Source organism: Bacillus sp. FSL L8-0193, from assembly GCF_037976065.1.
Classification (GTDB): domain Bacteria; phylum Bacillota; class Bacilli; order Bacillales; family Bacillaceae; genus Bacillus; species Bacillus paralicheniformis.
This window is the reverse complement of sequence record NZ_CP150261.1, coordinates 1,157,166-1,174,091: the sequence shown is the minus strand read 5'-3', so window position 1 is coordinate 1,174,091 and position 16,926 is coordinate 1,157,166. Positions and strand designations below refer to the sequence as shown.

Below are 16,926 nucleotides of genomic sequence, written 5' to 3'. Positions count from 1 at the left end.
ATACTTAATTTACGATCTCAGTTTAATATTCTAGTATAAATTAAGCATGCGTTGGGAGGGCATCTATGAAAAGACTTAAATTCGGATTAGCCACACAAATTTTCCTCGGGCTGATTTTAGGTGTTGCAGCAGGAGCGATTTGGTTCGGAAACCCTGCGGTCGCAACGTATCTGCAGCCCGTCGGTGATTTGTTCTTAAGATTAATCAAAATGATTGTGATTCCTATTGTCGTTTCAAGCTTGATTGTCGGGGTTGCAGGGGCCGGCAGCGGAAAAAAGGTCGGCAGGCTCGGTTTTCGGACGATTCTGTACTTTGAAATCATTACGACTTTTGCGATCGTGCTCGGACTACTCCTTGGAAATATCATTCAGCCTGGACACGGCGTAAACTTTTCTGGTGCTGAAAAACAGGATATCAGCCAATATGTAGAAACAGAAAAAGAGGCAAGCACCAAATCTGTCGCAGACACGTTCCTGCACATTGTGCCGACAAACTTTTTCCAATCGCTCGCTGAAGGCGATCTGCTTGCGATCATTTGCTTCACTGTTCTGTTCGCACTCGGAGTGTCAGCCATAGGCGAAAAAGGCAAGCCTGTGCTTTCCTTTTTTGAGGCAACGTCTCAAGCCATGTTCCACGTCGTGAACATCGTCATGAAATTCGCGCCGTTCGGCGTTTTTGCTTTAATTGGTGTAACGGTTTCAAAATTTGGTTTTTCTTCGCTTTTATCATTGGGAAAGCTCGTTTTGCTTGTCTATCTTGCTCTTGCTTTCTTTCTGATTGTCATTTTTGGGATCGTCGGCAAGCTGTGCGGTATCAATATATTTAAATTTTTGGCCTATATGAAAGATGAGCTTCTTCTTGCATACAGTACATCAAGCTCTGAAACTGTGCTTCCGCGCGTCATGGAAAAAATGGAGAAAATCGGCTGTCCGAAAGGCATTGTGTCGTTTGTCATTCCGATCGGCTACACATTTAACCTTGACGGCTCTGTCCTGTATCAGGCAATCGCGGCGCTGTTTCTGGCGCAGGTCTACGGCATCGATCTGTCCATTGGGCAGCAGCTCACGCTCATCCTTGTCCTGATGGTCACTTCTAAAGGAATGGCTGCCGTTCCCGGCACATCATTCGTCGTTCTTCTCGCGACTCTGGGCACGATCGGCGTTCCTGCTGAAGGGCTGGCCTTCATTGCCGGAGTCGACCGGATTATGGATATGGCGAGAACGGTCGTCAACCTGACCGGAAACGCTCTTGCCGCTGTGGTCATGTCAAAATGGGAAGGTGAATATGACGCCGTTAAAGGACAGACCGTCTTAAATCAAAGGGAGCCGGCAGATATGAAAATGTCCGGCTGACAGCCCGCAAAAAAACGTATGTTTCCCGCTTTTGGAGAAACATACGTTTTTTTAAAAATATGCAATTTGCTCAAGAAACCTGTCCAAACAACTTCCTTTCGTTTACATACGATGTACTGTAGTTAAATTAGAAAAGAAAACTGGAGGGAAGTTTAATGTATTTTTACCATGACCATTGCAAGAAAGATTATGACTTTGACTACCACAAGAAAGACCACGACTGCAAGAAATACTACTACTACTATTATTACTACTATTATCCATGCTATAAGAAGTATGATTATGACTATGACTACAAGAAGTTTGACCACTTTGATCACTGCAAAAAGAAAAAACACTATGATTACTGGTAAGTAAACGCCATCCTCTACGGATGGATGACTTCCACTCTTTTTTTACTCCCAAGGGACCGGGGTCCTTTGGGAGCTTTTTTATGCCATGTCAGACAGGACATAATGATACAGCAGCTTTGCCGTCTGCTCCAGGGACGACTGATGCGTCCTTTCAAACGCGTGGGATGCGTCAATTCCCGGGCCGATCAGCCCGTGGACGATATCATGGCCCGCTCTGATGGCTGCTGAAGCATCTGAGCCGTAGTACGGGTAAATATCAAGCTTATACTCGATTCCGTATGTTTCACAAAGAGCGGTCAGACGCTTGCGAAGCCCGTAGTGATATGGCCCGCTGGCATCCTTCACACAAATGGATACCGTATATTCGTCGGTTGACTGCCCATCGCCGATCGCTCCCATATCAACAGCCAAATATTCCACCGTTTCAGGCGGGATATTGGAGTTGCCGCCATAACCGATTTCTTCATTATTGGAAATTAAAAAATGTGTTGTGTAAGGCAGTGTCATCCCTTCTGTGTTGATCGTTCTGATCAGCTCAATAAGGAGGGCGACGCTTGCTTTATCATCAAGATGACGCGATTTGATAAACCCGCTCGGTGTGATCTCAACGCGCGGGTCGAAGGAGATAAAATCACCGACATTGATGCCGAGCGCCCGGGTTTCTTCTTCACTGCGGACCGGTTCGTCAATGCGGACCTCCATATTCTTCTGGTTCCGCTCGGCTTTTCCGGCGTCTTTGTAAACATGCACTGATGTCTGATGCATTAAGATCGTGCCGGTGTAAGTTTTCCCTGATGCTGTTTCAATTTTGCAATACTCGCCTTCAATCGAGTTGTAATTGAACCCCCCGATTAAGTCAATTTTCAGCCTTCCGTTCGGCTTAATCTCTTTCACCATCGCTCCGAGGGTATCGACATGAGCGGTGAGCATCCGGTGCCGGGCTTTGTCGCGGCCCGGTATCGTCGCGATCAGGCCGCCCTTACGGTTAAACTTTGTTTCGACTCCTTCTTCCTGTAATAGGCGATTGATATAGTCTATGATGTCATACGTATTTCCGGTAGGGCTCGGGATGGAGACGAGCTCCTTGATGAGCTCCAGCGTTTTCTGTCCTGACATTGTTCATTCCTCCCAACTTGTGATGTTTATAGTATACATCAGATCAATATTTTAGTACCAGATACTAATACTAGGTGTTATAATAAAAAAAAGGAGAGTGAACTTCATGAAAACTTTATCAAAAGCGCGAATTTCCGCCATCGGCACCTATGTTCCCGAAAAGCGCATGACAAACAAAGACTTTGAAAAAATCGTCGATACTTCTGATGAATGGATCGTTCAGCGGACAGGAATGAAAGAAAGGCGAATCGCAGGAAGTCACGAATTCACATCAGATCTTTGCATAAAGGCCGTTGAAAATCTACAAAGCAGATACAACGGCACGCTGGACGATATTGACATGATCATCGTCTCTACCACAACGGCGGACTATGCTTTTCCAAGCACGGCATGCCAGGTTCAGGAGCACTTCGGATGGAAAGAAGTCGGCGCGGTGGATGTAAATGCGACTTGCGCGGGATTAACATACGGATTGCATATCGCCAACGGCCTGATCACTTCCGGACTGCATAAAAAAATTCTTGTGATCAGCGGTGAAACCTTATCCAAAACAACCGACTACACAGACCGCGCGTCTTGCATCTTGTTCGGCGACGGCGCGGGCGCCCTGCTTGTCGAACGGGACGACAATTCCCCAAGCTTTATTACTTTTACCCAGGATACGAAAGGTGACGGAGCCCGCCATTTATACAGAACCGGCTTGCGCAGCGACCTTAAAGGGGAGCCGCTCTCAGGTGAAGGAAAAATGGTTCAAAACGGCCGCGAAGTGTATAAATGGGCGGTCAGATCCATTCCCGAAGGCGTCAAAAAGCTGCTTATCCAAGCTGAAATGGAGCTGAAAGATATCGATTGGTTCGTCCCGCACAGCGCGAATTTGCGAATGGTCGAATCAATTTGCGAAAAAACCGGAATTTCACTCGAAAAAGCGCTGACGAGCGTCGAATGGTTTGGCAACACCTCATCCGTATCAATCGTTCTCGCCCTTGATGAAGCCGTCAAAAACGGAAAGTTGAAAGAGGGCGATAACTTGATTCTGTTCGGTTTCGGCGGGGGTCTTACATATACGGGACTGATTGTAAAATGGGGCGCGCCAGCTTCCTGATTTCAAAAAAAAACATCTTTTCTTGCCCTTGCCGGGCTTGAAAAGATGTTTTTCTTTTATGCGTGCTGCTCTTCAACTTTTCCTTTTCTCAGCAGCACTTTAAAATAAATCAGCGTCAAGGCCATCATGACGATCGCAACACCGCCGAGCACGGCAGCCTGCTCCCACATATACGCGTAGTCTCCGCTTGAAATCACCGCTCTGTATCCCGCAATGCTGTAGGTCATCGGCAGTGCGGAATGGATGACTTGGAAGAACTTAGGAACAAGTGCAAGAGGGAATGTTCCTCCGCTTCCTCCAAGCTGAAGCACGAGCAGAATGACGGCAATGAAACGTCCCGGATTTCCCATGGTCGCAGCCAAAAATTGAATGATCGCAAGACATGTAATGCTCATGATCATACTGAACACATAAAATCTCCAGACGCTTTGCACTTCAAGCCCGATGCCAGAGAGAATGATCGTGCAGGCGATCGCCGCTTGAAGAATCCCCACTGCAAAAAGTACGCTGAATTTGCTCATAAACCAGCCGAAAGCTGATTCAGGCCGGACGGCCGGCTCTTTCACATCAAAGACGACGGTGATCATTAATGCACCGACAAATAAGCCGAGCGACAAAATATACGGGGTTAATCCTGTTCCGTAGTTGGAAACCGGATCGATTTTATCGCCTTTCACATCGACGGGATCTGAGAACATATTGTAGTTTTCGTCTCCCGCTTGAATATCGCCGGTCTGATCGGCAGCGTCAGACAGCTTGTCAAACAGCTCCCCGCTTCCGTCAGACAGCTTGCCAAGACCTTCATCAAGAGATTTAGCCCCTTCTGCAAGCTTGGAAGAACCGTCTTTCAGTTTATCAGCCGCGCTTTGCAGATCGCCGAACTTCCCGACTAACGTCTGGCTGCCTTCGGCGATTTTGGATGATCCGCTTTTCGCCTCCGCGAATTTTTCGTTGTAAGCACCCAAACCGTTTGTCAGCGCATCGAGCCCTTGCTGAATCTTTTGCGATCCTTTATAAAGCTTGTTCACATCCGAAGGAACTCGCTTCAATTCCTCAAGCTTCTGTTTCAGCCCGGATAAATCGGGAAGTTCGCTTACATCGGGAATTTGCGCTTTCAACTTGTCAAACTCAGGCAGCTTCACCGTTCCCATTTTTTCATCGACTTGTTTCATAAGCGCGGCTTTCTGTTCTTGTGTCAGCATGTTGCTGGATTCAATAATTTGTTTGACTTCACTGTGCTGGTTTTTCAATGCCGCTTCAAGCTCATCAATATTTTTTGAAATCTGACTGATTTCTTTTTTCGCCTTTTCGGCGTTTGAAAGTGCCGTTTCAAGCTGCTGAATCTTTTCATTTGAAATGGCTTCTTCGAGTTTGCTTATCATCTGTGCTTTTTCATTCATCTGCTCCAATCCCGCCACAATCTGAGGCATGCCTTGTTGGAGCTGTTGAGCACCGCTGTGCAGCTGGCCGCTTTTTTCCAAAAATTGCGCAAGCCCTGAATCAAGTTCATGAATTTTGTCGTTCAGCGTATTGAATGCCGCGCCGAACTTCTCCATTCCGTCTTTGTTGAACTGAATTTGGCTTTTCGCAAGCTTTTCAAGGTTCTTTTTCAGCTTTTCGCTTCCTTCTTTCGCATCTTTCAGTCCTTTATCCAGTTTTCCGGCACCTTCGCTGGCTTCACCGAGACCTTTTGCGATTTTGCCGAAATTGTCAAAGATGACTTCGGCATATTGCTGCGTGATTTCAGAACCTACTGAATGCTGAAGCTGTTCAATCGCTTTATCGCTGATCTGGGCGCCGACATAGTTTCGTCCTGCGTTTGTATGATAAATCAGATTCAGCTTTTTCGGATGTTTATCCATCACCGTGCTGGCATCCTTCGAAAAGTTTTCAGGAATTTCTACAACCATGTAGTATTCCTCATTTTGCAAGCCTCTCAGCGCTTTTTCCTTCGTCGTAAAATGCCAGTCGAATTTATCGTTTTTTTTCAGTTCTTTGACAAGGTCGTCGCCGATGTGAAGGTCTTTTCCTTCATATGTCGTTCCCTTGTCGGAATTCACAACCGCTACGGGGAGCTGATCGACGTTTCCGTATGGGTCCCAGTACGCCGCCAAAAATATGCTGCTGTAAATCAGCGGTATAAAGAGAACCCCGATCACGGATATCAGTAGTTTTTTATTGGTTATCAGTTCTCTCCACTGGTTTTTGAAAACATTCATGTTGATACGCCTCCTAGTTAGTAGCCGCTCTCTATGCGGATAAGCACCCCTTTAAACAAAGAAAGGACAATCTAACGAGATAATCCTTTTAAAATATACATTTTCAGCATCTCTGCCAACTCTTCATCTTTCAGCGGTTCATGGTTTTTTTCCCAGTCAAAGATGAGCGCGATGTAAAGCTTGAAGATGACAAACGCGTTCAGCTCGGGGTCACACGGTCTAATATCGTCATTTTTAATCGCTTCTTTAATCTTTCTCTTAATATAGCTGATGACCATGCGTTCCAGCTTTTCAATCACTTCGCGGGCCGCCGGTGTGCCGAGCTCCGCACCTTCCTGAAAGATCTTAATGGTCAGCTGGTGCTTCTTTCTGTACTCCAATATCGCCATCATCGCGCGATGGGCATTTTCGTGAAAAGGCAGATCAGGATCAATCGCTTGATCAGCCGTTTGCTTCATCTCAATCAGAAGCGAAGAAAAAATGTCGTCGAACAGTTCCTCTTTATTCTTGAAAAAAGTATAAATCGTACCTTTGCCGACATTGGCAAGCTTCGCCACCAGATCCATCGTCGTCGCTTTGTAGCCGAATTGTGTAAACGATTTTGTCGCCGCTTCTAAAATAAGTGCTTTTCGATCTTTGCTCACGGTTTCTCACCCCGAAATTGACTATTTGAACATTTTGGTCAGTAAGTACAAAAAGTAATGTAACACACCTGAATATAAAATGCAATAATTTAAATGTTATCTTTTCCATAAACAAACTTTAAAATGATGAAAGCTGTAAAAAGAGTGAAATAAAAAAAGCCGCCGAATGGATTCGGACAGCTTTATTTGCTCTTCTTTATTCGAAAAGGTGTGAGAGCACATCGGCTACGGCCTGCTTGCCTTGGTCGATGCAATCCGGAATGCCGACCCCTTCAAAAGAGGCCCCCGTCATGAAAACGCCCGGATATGACGCCTGTAACCCTTCCCTGATCTCTTTCATTCTTTTCTTATGGCCGACATGGTATTGCGGCATCGCTTCATGCCATCTTGTGATGCAGGTCATTTCCGGCTCGCCGTCGATCTTCATAATCCGTCTTAAATCGTCGAGGACGATTTTCACCATTTCGTTATCTGACTGTTCGACAACGGACTCATCGCCGGCTTTCCCCACATAAGCTCTTAACAGAACTTTTCCTTCAGGCGTTGTGCTCGGCCATTTTTTGTTTGTCCAAGTACACGCCGTAATCGAAAAGTCGCTGTTCCTTGAAATGACAAAGCCTGTTCCTTGATGCTCCATTTGGACGGCTTCTTCCGGAAATCCGAGCGCCACATTGGCGACAGATGTTGACACCATATCTTCTAAACCCTTCAGCCAATCCGCTTTTGGAAACATCGCGGCAGCTGCTTTATGGGGAGCGGTGACCACGGCCGAATCAGCGTGAAGCACCTTGCCGTTGTCAAGCTTCATGCTGTAGCCCGAGCCCGCGCGCTCAATGCTGACGACCTTTGTGCCTTTATAAACCTTTGTGATATCGAGCTGCTTTTCCAGTTCTTCAACAATCGTCTGCAGGCCGGTTTTCACCGTCTGGAACTGGCCTTTCTTTTTGTTCGCAGGCTTTTTGGCGCTCTGGGCGCCGCGCGATTTTTTCATCCCGATGATCAAGCTTCTGTACTTCTGTTCTGTCTGGTAGAATTGCGGGAAAGTTGACATCAGACTGAGGCGGTCAATGTCCCCGGCATAAATGCCTGACAAAAGCGGTTCGATCAGGTTCTCCACCACTTCACCGCCGACACGCCTTCTGAAAAATTCTCCGAGCGACTGGTCTTCCTGCGGCTTGCTCGCTGGAAGCAGCAAATCCATTCCGGCTCTCAACTTCCCCGGCAAGGAAAACAAGCCGGTTGTCAGAAAAGGTCCGATTTTTGTCGGCACCCCCATCACAGCTCCTTCCGGAATCGGATAGAGCGTTTCGCTGACAAGAACATAAGACTGGCCTGTCGCGTTGTTCACGAGCAAGTGCTCCAGCCCGAGATCCTTCACGAGCTGAGGTGCGCTTTGCTTCCGTTCCAAAAATGAATCCGGCCCCCGTTCAATCACATAGCCGTCTTTGTGTACCGTCTGTATCTTTCCGCCCAGTCTCGGACTTGCTTCAACAAGCGTGACTTCGGCCGGGAGATCGTTCTTTTTGATTTCCTTCTCCAAGTAGAAGGCGGCGGCTAATCCGGTAATACCGCCGCCGATGATGACAATCTGCCTGCGTTCTCCACTCATTTACAATCGCCTTCTTTACTGTTCTTTCTCCAATTGTTTTAATACAACATCTGCTAAAGCATCGATAAACTCATGTTTTGCGTTAGGCATTTCAGTTCTGTAATAGCTTGCTCCGATATCGTCTGTGACGACTTTGCATTCATAATCGTTGTCATAAAGAACTTCCAAATGGTCAGCTACGAAGCCGACGGGAGCATAAACAAAAGCGCTGTACCCTTTTTGCTCTGACAAGTCACGGGTCAAATCCTGAACATCCGGCCCAAGCCACGGATCAGGGGTGTTTCCTTCGCTTTGCCAGCCGACGGCGTAATCTTTTACACCCGCCGCTTCGGCAATCAGCTTCGCTGATTCTTTAAGCTGTTCAGGATATGGATCACCCATTTCGACGATCTTTTCGGGAAGGCTGTGCGCCGATACAATCAAGACGGCGTTTTCCCTTTCTTCCGAAGGCATTTCGTCATAGATTTTTCTCACTTGATCCGCCCAATATGCGATGAATTTCGGCTCATCATACCAGCTGTTGATCGATGTGATCGACAATCCGCCGAGCTTTTCAGCCTCGTCTTTCGCCCGCTTGTTGTACGACTGTACGCTGAAGGTGGAGAAATGGGGCGCAAGCACGATGCTGACGGCTTCTGTAATCCCGTCTTTATGCATCTCCTGAACGGCATCCTCGATGAAAGGTTCGATATGTTTGAGACCGATATATGACTTGAATACCACATCATCCTGAAGCTCGTTTAAGCGTTTTTCCAGCTGCTTCGTCTGCTCTTTCGTGATCTTTGCAAGCGGAGAAATTCCGCCGATCGCCTTATAGCGGTCTTTTAAGTCCTGAAGCATGTCAGGCTCAGGCTTCCTGCCTCTTCTGATGTGTGTATAATAACGTTCAATGTCTTCCTCTTTGTACGGCGTCCCATACGCCATAACAAGAAGCCCCATTTTCTTTTTACCCAACGTGAACACCTCTTTAAAGATCATGATCTATACGTATTTTGACAGTTTATATTGAAAAGACCAACTGAAATGCTCATGTCATCAGGCTCGATTTTTTTGAGGCGGAATACTCATGAACAAATGCCGTCAATTTTTTCAGTGTGTCAGGACTCACTTCGGGAAAAATCCCGTGACCGAGGTTGAAAATAAACCGGTCCGTCTGCATGCCCTGATCGAGAATGGCTTTCGTCCTCTCTTCAATGACTTCCCACGGGGCGAGGAGGATCGAAGGATCCAAATTCCCCTGAAGCGTTTTTGTCAGCCCTTTATCCCTGGCTTCCTGCAGGCTCATCCGCCAGTCCAACCCGACGACGTCAAGGTCAAGATCGTGCCATTCAGTCGCGAGGTGGCTTGCGCCGACCCCGAACATAATCAGCGGCACGCCTTCTTTTTTCAGCTCTTTGAAAAGAATGTCCATCGTCGGCTTGATATAGCGGCAATAATCACCGGCATTCAACGCCCCGACCCAGGAATCGAACACTTGAATGGCTTTGGCACCGGCGCGGATTTGGGCTTTGACGTATACAGCCGCCATCTTCCCGAGCTTTTTCATCAAGAGGTCCCATGCAGCAGGCTGGCTGTACATAAACGCTTTTGTTTTATTGTAGTTTTTGGACGGGCCGCCTTCGATCATATAGCTGGCCAGTGTAAACGGCGCCCCAGTAAAACCGATCAGCGGAACGTTCAGCTGTTCTTCTGTCAAGAGCCTGATCGTCTCCAGCACATATGGTATATGCTCCTCCGGCTCGAGTTCGCCAAGTTTTTCAACATCTGTGAGAGATGTGATCGGCTGATCGATAACAGGACCGATGCCGTTTTTAATTTCGACGTCAACGCCAATACCTGGAAGCGGTGTCATTATGTCTTTATAAAGTATTGCCGCATCGACACCGTACTGTTCGACGGGGAGCCTTGTCACGTAAGCGCACAGTTCGGGCTGATGCGTAATTTCGAACAGTCCGTATTTTTCCTTGAGCGCTCTGTACTCAGGCTGTGATCTTCCAGCCTGCCTCATGTACCATACCGGTACATGGGCGGCTTTTTCTCCTCGGCACGCTTTTAAGAATGTGTCATTAAAAGCCTTGTCGTTTTTCATCATGATATCCACCTTTCAAGCTGCAACCATACGTTCGCAAAATTACTCCTTCCAATATACCGTTTTTTTATTGAACGGTATACTCATGAGACTTATTGTTCAAGAAATTGATGAATTTCGGGTACCTAATGACCCGAAGGAAACACTTTCGGTTCGATATAATCAGTCCCTTTCCCCTCTGTTTTCGTCTGCGGATTGTACGGAACAATTTTATAGGAAGCATTGGAAAAGATGTTTGCATAAGGGATTGAATAGCTTCCTTTCCCCTTAACCGTATCAATGAGCGTTTCTTTTCCGTTTTTCCTTTCATATATTCGGTATTCAACCCTTTTATCCTCTTGTTCATGCCATTTTAATGACACCGTAATCAGCCCCATCGGCGTAAAGGAATAGTCTGCTTTAACACTTTCCAAATCTTCGAGGCGGATCGGCCTGTCCAGATCTTTTACACCTTCAGGCGCCTTAAATCGTTCAGGCTTATGGTTGGAGCGTTTTAAAATGTCTTTAAACAGCCTTGTCGGATAAGCGCTGCCGCCTTTTAAATAATGGGATTCATCCGTTTTATCGTAGCCCATCCAGACAGCTCCCGTCACTTCGGGCGTATACCCCGCAAACCAGGCATCTTTTGTTCCGCCCTCTTTTCCGGTATACGTGGTCGAGCCCGTTTTTCCTGCAATCTCTCCGGAAAAATCACCGGCTTTTCCCGTTCCGCTTTTCACGACCTCCTCTAGCATTCGCGTCATGTTCCAAGCGGTTTGTTTGCTGAATACCTTTTCTGATTTTTCCTCGCGGCGGAATATGACATCCCCGTTTTCGTCCGTGATTTTTTTAATAAAGAACGGCTCGGTGTATTGTCCTGAATTTGCAAAGGTCCGGTATGCCCCGGCAATCTCAAGCGGCGACACTCCTTTCTCTAAGCCGCCCAGCCCCAATGCCAGGCCCTCATCCGGCACGTTCATGCCCAAGCGGCTGAGATAAGGCTTCACCGTTTCGATTCCGATCTCATTTAGCGTCCATACGGCAGGCGCGTTTTTGCTGTAGGTCAGCGCATCCACCATAGAGACCTTGCCCTCGTACTGGCCGTCATAGTTTTTCGGCGAGTAGCCGCCGTATGACAGCTGTTTATCTTCAAGCATGGAGTACGGCTTAAACCGCTTTTCTTCAAGAGCGGGGCCGTAAACGGCAAGCGGTTTAAAAGTCGAACCCGGCTGACGCGGGGCTGTTGCCCTGTTGTAGCCTTTCGGAGCGTATTCCCGACCTCCGAGAGCGGCCACTACGCCGCCTGTCCGGTTATCGATAAAAACGGCGCTCCCTTCAGCTTTATTGTCTGTTCCGGGAAAATAGCCGTCCTGCTTCATCAGCGTGTAAGCCGCTTTTTGTATCGAAACGTCGAGCGGAACACTGATTGTGTATCCGCCTTGAAGAAGCTGTTCACTCGAAATCGAATATTTGTCTTCCGCTTCTTTCATGACCAGATCAATATAGCTGTCAAGCCACGGATTTTTTGATTTTTCTTTCACGTGGAGGCCCAATGTGCTGCCTTGGGCTCTGACGGTTTCCTTTGAGCTGATATATCCCTGCTCGTTCATCATGCCGAGAATGACATTGCGCCGCTCACGGCTTTTTTCCGGATTGAGAATGGGCGAATACGTGGACGGCGCTTTAGGAATGGAAGCCAGCACCGCTCCCTCACTGACCGTCAAGTCTTTCACATCTTTGCTAAAAAAGTAGTTTGCAGCCGCCTGGATTCCATAGACGCCGTGCCCGAAATAAAGCTGGTTCAAATACATTTCCAAAAGCTTGTCTTTGCTGTAGTCCCGCTCCAAGTTGATCGCGATTATGACTTCTTTCGTTTTTCTTAAAAACGTTTTGTCGTGTGTCAAAAAAGTGTTTTTTGCGAGCTGCTGGGTGATCGTACTTCCACCTTCCACTTTTCCTCCCGCTAATATATCTTTATAGACCGCACGGCTCACGGATTTAAAATCGATGCCGTGGTGCTCATAAAAGCGCTTGTCTTCAACCGCGATAAAGGCATTTTTTACGCCGTCCGGCACCTCGGCAATTGAAATAGGTCTTCTGTTTTCAGTATAGAGGCTTGTGACTTCTTCTCCATTTTGGTCGACGATTTTAGAAGAAGCATGGAAAATCAGTTTCTTTTCATCAATCACATAATCCCCCAGAAACAAAATCGTAATATATCCGATTAACGATAAAAGGAATATCGCCGCTGTAATGATGATTGGAATGAAAAATCTCTTTCTCATATGGTCACCTCATTCCTTTCTATAGCTAGTATGGGAATTTTTTCTTCAAATTATGTTGCAGCATTTATAGCGGGTATAGATAGAATTTTAAATCGTCCTTTTGTTATACTATCAAAAAAGGGGTGATAAAATTGAATTTTTACATTACATACGGAACTGTCGAGTTTTTAAAAAAGCTCGCCAAACAGCACGGTCTTGAAAACATGTTATTTATGAAAAGCCACGATTCCGCCATTCTCTTTCACGAAACCGACGGAGAAAGCGTCTTTCATTCTCCTCACCGCTACGAAATCATCGATCAGTCGGGAACTTTGGAACATTCCGGATTCGCCGTCCTCAACAACATCCCTGTCACACCGGAAGGAAGACCGCTTTTCGAAACCCGTTTTAAAAACAGAGCCGGAAAAATCGAAAATCAGTCTGGCTTTAAAGCCCTCAGGGTGCTGAGGCCGAAAGACAGCGATACGTATATCGTACTGACGCTGTGGGACACAGAACAGTCGTTTCAGGACTGGAAAAGCTCCAAATCGTTCGGCGAAGCCCATCAAAAGAAGGAATCTTCAGCTGGAATCAACCAAGGCGGAACGATTTTTTCCCGCCCATCCTATATTTCTTCGTATCATTCTGTCGAATAACTGCCTTTTAAGGCAGTTTTTTATTTCCGAGGAAATGAGCCCTTCCTTCACACTCTGACAGCCCAGGAATAAGCTGTATGAGGTTATGTTAACGGGGGGATCGGGAAATGGAAATTGAATTAACGTCCGTTCACTTTATATATTTGGGCTTTATCGCTGCAATTCTCGCATTTATGCTTCTTCGTCTTGATACCACCTTTATATCGCTTGCCGGGGTTTTTTTCATTTCATTAGCGGCGACCCATTCTGCCATTGCCTCTGTGATGGGCCTGTTCAACAGCTTAATCTACGCCGCCGGAGAACTTCTCCCGACCATTTTCATCATCTGCTTTACCGTTTCGATGAGCGAACTGCTGGCAAAGACCGGCGTTAATGAAGCAATGGTCACTCCGATCGCCAAATGGATGAAAGGTCCTGCCTTGGCCTACTGGATCACCGGAGCTTTAATGTTTATCATTTCTTCATTTTTTTGGCCCTCCCCGGCTGTCGCATTGATCGGCGCCGTCCTCCTGCCTGCCGCGCTGAAAGCCGGCCTCTCCCCGATAGCGGTAGCGTGCGCCATGAATTTGTTCGGCCACGGTTTCGCTCTATCAGGCGATTACATCATCCAGGCGGCGCCTAAATTGACCGGAGATGCAGCCGGACTGTCCGTTGCAGAAGTGATGTCTGCAAGCGTTCCGCTCGTCCTGATCATGGGCTTTTCGACAACGGCGGCAGCCTTTTTTATGCTCAGGAAAGAGAAAGACAATCAAGCAGCCGCAAACAGTGAGCGGCGGCAAAGCGAGCCTGAATGGCTTCTTCCCCCAGCCCCAAGAAAATGGCTCGCACTGATGATTCCGGTCATTTTTTTAGGGGATATCGCCGCGATGCTGATCCTGGAATTGCAAGGAGACGAAGCGACGGCGCTTGTCGGAGGAACAGCTGTCTTCGTCATGATTCTCATTCATTTTATCGTCCACAAACACCGTCGTCTTGAGAAAATCACCGGTTATTTCATTCGCGGATTTCAGTTCGGCTTTAAAGTGTTTGCCCCCGTCATTCCGATCGCCGCCTTTTTTTACTTGGGCGACGCGGGTTTCGAAAAAGTACTGACAGCCGAGATACCCGGTTTTTCTAATAGGATCGTGCAGGACCTCGGTTCAGCTTTTGCCCACAGCGTCCCGCTCTCTCCAGAACTCGCCGCAGTGGCGCTCACTGTCACGGGAGCGGTGACCGGTCTTGACGGCTCCGGTTTTTCAGGAATATCTCTAGCCGGATCAGCTGCTTCGATGTTTGCTGCGGCTGTTGACGGCAACCCGGCCGTTCTGACCGCACTCGGCCAAATCTCAGCCATTTGGGTCGGCGGCGGTACGCTTGTGCCATGGGCGCTCATTCCGGTAGCAGCGATTTGTAAAGTGGACCCGTTCGATCTTGCCAGAAAAAACTTTATTCCTGTAGCAGCCGGATTAACTGTCACAACGATTGCCGCCATTTTTCTTCTATAAAACGTGACAGCAAGGTTGAACAGCGGCTTCAGTTGTCATAAAATTATAAAAACTTGTCATTCCTAAAAGGAGGAATTTTTTTGAGCGCATCCGCATTCATCCGACAAATTAATGAGCAGCTTGATGCACACTACGATGAAATGGTCAAATTGAGGCGTCATTTTCATCAGCACCCGGAGCTTTCTTTTCAAGAAAAGAAAACAGCCGCATTTATCGCTTCTTACTATGAAGCGCTCGGTATTCCTATCCGCACCAATGTCGGCGGGGGCGGAGTTCTCGCGCACATCGAAGGCGGATCGCCCGGCCCCGTCATTGCGCTTCGAGCCGATTTTGACGCGCTGCCCATTCATGATGAAAAAGATGTGCCTTACCGGTCGACGGTGCCGGGAGTGATGCATGCCTGCGGACACGACGGGCACACGGCCACCCTGCTCGTCCTCGCGAAAATTTTGAACGAACATGCCGACCGTTTAAAAGGAAAGATCGTCCTCATCCATCAGCACGCCGAGGAATATTCCCCGGGTGGAGCCAGGCCGATGATTGAAGACGGCTGTCTTGACGGTGTTGACGTGATTTTCGGAACCCATTTGTGGGCTACTGAGCCGACGGGAACCGTTCAATATCGAACAGGACCGATCATGGCCGCTGCGGACCGTTTTACGATTACGATTAAAGGCAAAGGCGGGCATGGCGCACAGCCTCATAAAACAAAAGACGCCGTGTTGATCGGATCGCAGATCGTCGCTTCACTCCAGCAGATTGTCAGCCGCAGACTCGATCCGACTCAGCCGGCAGTCGTTTCGATAGGTTCATTTGTTGCCGAAAACTCCTTTAATGTAATCGCTGATAAAGCCGTTTTAATCGGGACGGCGCGTTCCTTCAATGATGAAATCCGCACCTTGATTGAAAACGAAATTGAACAGATTGCAAAAGGTATATGCGGCATGCATGGTGCTGACTGTGACTATTCCTTTGAAAGGGGCTATCCGCCTGTCTGCAATCATCCGGAAGAAACGGCTTTTCTCGCAAAAATTGCTAAACAGACAGAAGGCGTCGAAAACGTTGAGGAAAGCGGCATGCAAATGGGCGGGGAAGATTTCGCTTACTACCTAGAGCGCGTCAAAGGGACATTTTTCTTTACAGGCGCCCGTCCTGAAAATCCGGACGCGGTGTTTCCTCATCACCATCCGAAATTCGACCTTGATGAAAAAGCGCTGCTGATCGCAGCCAAGGTGCTGGCAAATGCCGCTGTCTCCTATCAGGAGAAAGAGCAGGCGCTCCGCGAAACGCCTGCAATGTAACAACCGAAAAAGCAAAAAACAGCCGGATCATTAATATCCGGCTGTCTCATGTATCAACCTCATATGGAAAACGTGTCTCGCTGTTTCCCCAAGATGCCCAAGCAGCTTATAGTTAGCCGTTCCGCCTATGACCGCGCCGAAGCCCGGCACAAGCTGAAACAGCTTTACAAGATCGAGATAGTCCCGGTATTCCTGCTGAAATGCCAGCCAATCGATTTCGCGCTTTTCGGTTTCCCAATGTTCAATCATACGGAAAATTTCTTTTCGGTGAGCTTCCCCTGAGAAGGCGAGCTGAAAAATATACAGAAGAAACATCCGCTCTTCTTTTTCCTTGATATCGTATCCGTAAATCGACGCCAATTCGAACAGGCATTTCATTTTGATGCCGAGCAAAAGCGGAAAGTCCGCCAGTCCGAGAAAAATCCCGCCTGCACCTGTTCCGATCCCTTCAACGGCAGCCGCCTTTTGATACTGGGCAATCGTCTTCTGAGCCAGCTCATCTTTTTCCCTTAGCGAAAGCGCGCCTGTTTTCTTGTCAAAAGTCGTCAAATTCGAGCCGAGCAAAGTGGCCTCGACCATCTTTTTAATGCTTTCTGTTATCGCTTTATGAACTTTGGCGGGAATGCGGGCGTTGATTTTCGACTGCACGCCTTTCGACATCCGCTCAGCCATCGACGGCTTTCTGAGAAACTTCATTTTCCAGCGGATCGCTTCCTCCAAATAAAGCTGGTTTTCATTCATGCGCCTCTCACCTCTTC

Annotated in this window: 14 protein-coding genes; 6 read left to right on the top strand and 8 right to left on the bottom strand. The window is 47.7% G+C overall.

Going from position 1 to position 16,926, the window contains the following annotated elements; translation table 11 throughout:
- The first annotated feature begins 65 nt into the window (after positions 1 to 65).
- Both MHH76_RS05840 and MHH76_RS05835 read left to right on the top strand, forming a co-directional pair.
- Positions 66 to 1,352, top strand: coding sequence for a cation:dicarboxylase symporter family transporter (locus MHH76_RS05840; RefSeq protein ID WP_003180300.1), 1,287 nt, complete (start codon positions 66 to 68; stop codon positions 1,350 to 1,352).
- Between the two features lie 155 nt (positions 1,353 to 1,507).
- On the top strand, positions 1,508 to 1,705 hold the full coding sequence (locus MHH76_RS05835) for a hypothetical protein (protein ID WP_003180298.1): 198 nt from the start codon (positions 1,508 to 1,510) through the stop codon (positions 1,703 to 1,705).
- A 78-nt stretch (positions 1,706 to 1,783) separates the two neighbouring features.
- On the opposite strand, the gene MHH76_RS05830 is transcribed toward MHH76_RS05835, so the two are convergent.
- Positions 1,784 to 2,821 (bottom strand): M42 family metallopeptidase, encoded by a 1,038-nt coding sequence (locus tag MHH76_RS05830; RefSeq protein ID WP_016886430.1) that lies wholly within the window; start codon positions 2,819 to 2,821, stop codon positions 1,784 to 1,786.
- 106 nt (positions 2,822 to 2,927) lie between these two features.
- Between MHH76_RS05830 and MHH76_RS05825 the strand changes: the two genes are divergently transcribed.
- Positions 2,928 to 3,923: a ketoacyl-ACP synthase III gene (locus MHH76_RS05825; protein WP_023856568.1), complete on the top strand. Its 996-nt coding sequence runs from the start codon at positions 2,928 to 2,930 to the stop codon at positions 3,921 to 3,923.
- A 56-nt stretch (positions 3,924 to 3,979) separates the two neighbouring features.
- Here MHH76_RS05825 and MHH76_RS05820 read toward each other — a convergent pair whose 3' ends face one another.
- From MHH76_RS05820 to MHH76_RS05795, 6 genes are all read right to left on the bottom strand, one after another.
- Positions 3,980 to 6,142, bottom strand: coding sequence for a YhgE/Pip domain-containing protein (locus tag MHH76_RS05820; RefSeq protein WP_039072634.1), 2,163 nt, complete (start codon positions 6,140 to 6,142; stop codon positions 3,980 to 3,982).
- 71 nt (positions 6,143 to 6,213) lie between these two features.
- Positions 6,214 to 6,786, bottom strand: a complete 573-nt coding sequence (locus MHH76_RS05815) for a TetR/AcrR family transcriptional regulator (protein ID WP_003180287.1) — start codon at positions 6,784 to 6,786, stop codon at positions 6,214 to 6,216.
- Between the two features lie 196 nt (positions 6,787 to 6,982).
- Positions 6,983 to 8,395, bottom strand: coding sequence for a protoporphyrinogen oxidase (gene hemY / locus MHH76_RS05810; RefSeq protein ID WP_023856566.1), 1,413 nt, complete (start codon positions 8,393 to 8,395; stop codon positions 6,983 to 6,985).
- A 15-nt stretch (positions 8,396 to 8,410) separates the two neighbouring features.
- Complete coding sequence (gene hemH, locus MHH76_RS05805) at positions 8,411 to 9,349, bottom strand: ferrochelatase (protein WP_043054263.1); 939 nt, start codon at positions 9,347 to 9,349, stop codon at positions 8,411 to 8,413.
- 73 nt (positions 9,350 to 9,422) lie between these two features.
- On the bottom strand, positions 9,423 to 10,484 hold the full coding sequence (hemE, locus tag MHH76_RS05800) for a uroporphyrinogen decarboxylase (RefSeq protein WP_039072632.1): 1,062 nt from the start codon (positions 10,482 to 10,484) through the stop codon (positions 9,423 to 9,425).
- Positions 10,485 to 10,609: 125 nt separating this feature from the next.
- Entirely contained in the window at positions 10,610 to 12,748 is a 2,139-nt protein-coding gene (locus MHH76_RS05795) for a transglycosylase domain-containing protein (protein WP_023856563.1), read from the bottom strand.
- A 131-nt stretch (positions 12,749 to 12,879) separates the two neighbouring features.
- Here MHH76_RS05795 and MHH76_RS05790 point away from each other — a divergent pair, with 131 nt between their 5' ends.
- From MHH76_RS05790 to MHH76_RS05780, 3 genes are all read left to right on the top strand, one after another.
- On the top strand, positions 12,880 to 13,383 hold the full coding sequence (locus tag MHH76_RS05790) for an antibiotic biosynthesis monooxygenase (protein ID WP_039072631.1): 504 nt from the start codon (positions 12,880 to 12,882) through the stop codon (positions 13,381 to 13,383).
- 107 nt (positions 13,384 to 13,490) lie between these two features.
- The gene (locus MHH76_RS05785) at positions 13,491 to 14,867 is read left to right on the top strand and encodes a membrane protein (RefSeq protein WP_023856561.1); all 1,377 of its coding nucleotides are present in this window, start codon (positions 13,491 to 13,493) and stop codon (positions 14,865 to 14,867) included.
- A gap of 140 nt (positions 14,868 to 15,007) precedes the next feature.
- A complete protein-coding gene (locus MHH76_RS05780; protein WP_165688285.1) occupies positions 15,008 to 16,168 on the top strand; it encodes a M20 family metallopeptidase in 1,161 nt (386 codons plus the stop codon).
- A 30-nt stretch (positions 16,169 to 16,198) separates the two neighbouring features.
- On the opposite strand, the gene MHH76_RS05775 is transcribed toward MHH76_RS05780, so the two are convergent.
- On the bottom strand, positions 16,199 to 16,909 hold the full coding sequence (locus MHH76_RS05775; protein WP_003180270.1) for an EcsC family protein: 711 nt from the start codon (positions 16,907 to 16,909) through the stop codon (positions 16,199 to 16,201).
- Positions 16,910 to 16,926: the final 17 nt, after the last annotated feature.